Annotated in this window: 1 pseudogene; it reads right to left on the bottom strand. The window is 68.0% G+C overall.

Features of this window, described 5'->3' with window-relative positions:
• Positions 1–2507: pseudogene (locus tag A5625_RS03570) on the bottom strand (amino acid adenylation domain-containing protein); the annotation flags it as partial.

Here is a 2507-nt window from a genome sequence, read left to right on the forward strand (position 1 = left end):
CCGGCGTGGAACGCCGCCGGCACCTCACCCAACAGCATCCGGGTCGTCTCAACATCCAGCTGCACCGACAGACGCCCGGCGGTGGCGAACGTATCCACCGCGGATTGCGCCGCGGGCAACGCGGCGGGGGTCGCCGCCACCTGCCGCCACGCCTCGGCCTGTTCTAGCACCGTCGGATCGTGTGCCTGCCCGGCCAGCAGGGAGGCCCATCGCGCAAATGATGTTCCGCCTGGCGGTAGTGCCACCGGTTGGCCGCTGTGGTGCTGGGCCCAAGCGATGTTGATGTCTTCCAACAGAATCCGCCAGGACACCCCGTCGATGGCGAGATGGTGAATGATCAATGCCAACTGGCCCGTGTCAGGCGTCCACAGTGCGCTGACCATCGCTCCGGCGGCCGGGTTCAACTTCGAGCGCGCCGCGACCAGCGCCGCATCGGATATCTCGTTCACCGATTGCAGGCACCCGCGAGCATCCACCGACCCTGGTTCGGGCACGGTCAGCGACCACTCCCCGTCGTCGTCGACGCGGAGCCGCAACATGGCATGCCGGTCCAGCAAGGCCTGCAGCAGCACCACCACGTCGGCCTCGGTCACCCCCGCGGGAGCCTGCACCACCATGGTCTGGTTGAACTGCCCAACCGGGCCGTCGACATCCTGCAGCCACCGGATGATCGGAGTGGGCACCACCGGCCCGACACCGGCATCAACCACGTCACCGGCGCCGGTGGCCACCCCGACCACCGCCGACAGTCGGGCTACCGTCTGCTCGACGAAAATGTCGCGCGGCCTGAGTATCAGGCCGGCGGCGCGCGCCCGCGCCACCACCTGCATCGACAAAATGGAATCCCCACCCAGCTCGAAGAACGCCTCGTCGACACCGACGCGCTCCACGCCGAGGACTTGGGCGTAGATGCCGGCCAAGATCTCCTCGGTGACAGAGGCCGGAGCGCGGTAATGGTCGCCGTCGGAGTATTCGGGCGCTGGCAGGGCACGGGTGTCGAGTTTGCCGTTGACCGTCACCGGCAACTCGTCAATCGCCAGGACGGCGGCCGGCACCATGTAGGACGGCAGTCGCTCAGCCAGCACGGATCGGATCTCGCGCGGATCCACCGTCCCCGTGACGTAGCCGACCAGCCGCTTGTCGGTGGGGCGATCCTCGCGGGCGATCACCACCGCCTGCTCCACACCGGACAGCCCTGCCAGCGCGGCCTGGACTTCGCCGAGTTCGATCCGATGCCCGCGGATCTTGACCTGCTCATCGGCACGCCCCAAGTACTCCAACTGCCCATCAGCACGCCACCGCACCAGATCCCCGGTGCGATACATCCGTGTCCCGCGCCCGCCGAACGGACACGCCACAAACCGCGACGCGGTCAGGCCCGAGCGACCGACATATCCGACGCCCACCCCAGACCGGCCACGTACAACTCGCCGACCACACCCACCGGCACCGGACGCAACCACCCATCCAGCACAAACAACGCCGCCGTTGAGACCGGCGCCCCGATCGGCACCACCGCATCCCCGACCGAAAGCGGCACGCTCATCGACGCATACACCGTGGCCTCGGTCGGGCCGTAGGCGTTGATCACCACCCGCCCCGGCGCCCACCGATCCACCACCTCAACCGGACACGCCTCACCACCGAGCAGCAACGCCACCGACCCCAACCCCTGCGGCGAGAGTGCCTTGACCGCCGACGGGGTCTGGGTCAGCACACTGACCCGCTCATTGATCAACAAGTCATGGAAATCCTGGGGTGAGCCGGCCACCTCCTCGGGCACCACCACCAGCCGACCCCCACCGAGCAGCGCCGCCCAGATCTCCCACACCGAAAAGTCGAACGCATACGAATGACACTGCGTCCACACCTGCCCGGCCCCCAGAGCTGGGGGCGAGGACGCCGCCAAGTGCGCCAGGTTCTGATGTGTAACCGCAACGCCTTTGGGCACCCCGGTGGTGCCCGAGGTGTAAATCAGATACGCGACATCATCGGCCGCCGGTACCGGGGGCGCGGTGCCCGGGTGGGTGTCTATCGCGGGGTCATCGATATCGATGACCAGCACGTCATGGCCATCCAGCCGTGACCGCAGGCCCGCGGTGGTCAGTACCGCGACCGGGGCGGCATCGGCAAGCATGAACCCGATCCGCGCCTCGGGCTGGGCGGGATCGATCGGCAGATAGGCCGCCCCGGTCTTGAGCACGCCCAGCATCGCCACGACCGCCTGCGCCGAGCGCTCCATCAGCAGCGCCACACACTCGCCCGGACCCACACCCCGACCAATCAGCCAGTGCGCCAACCGGTTCGCCGCCTCATCCAGCTCCCGATACGTCATGGCACGGTCTTCGCCGCTGATTGCCACCGCCTCGGGAGCGCGGGCCACATGCTGGCCCAACAACACCGGAACCGACACCGCCGGCGATACGGGCGCGCTCAACACCGCCCGATTACCCATCTCATCCAAACGCGCGTGCTCACACTCATCGAGCACATCCACCGACGACACC

Origin of the sequence: Mycobacterium sp. 1465703.0, assembly GCF_001672975.1 — a bacterium.
Classification (GTDB): Bacteria; Actinomycetota; Actinomycetes; order Mycobacteriales; family Mycobacteriaceae; genus Mycobacterium.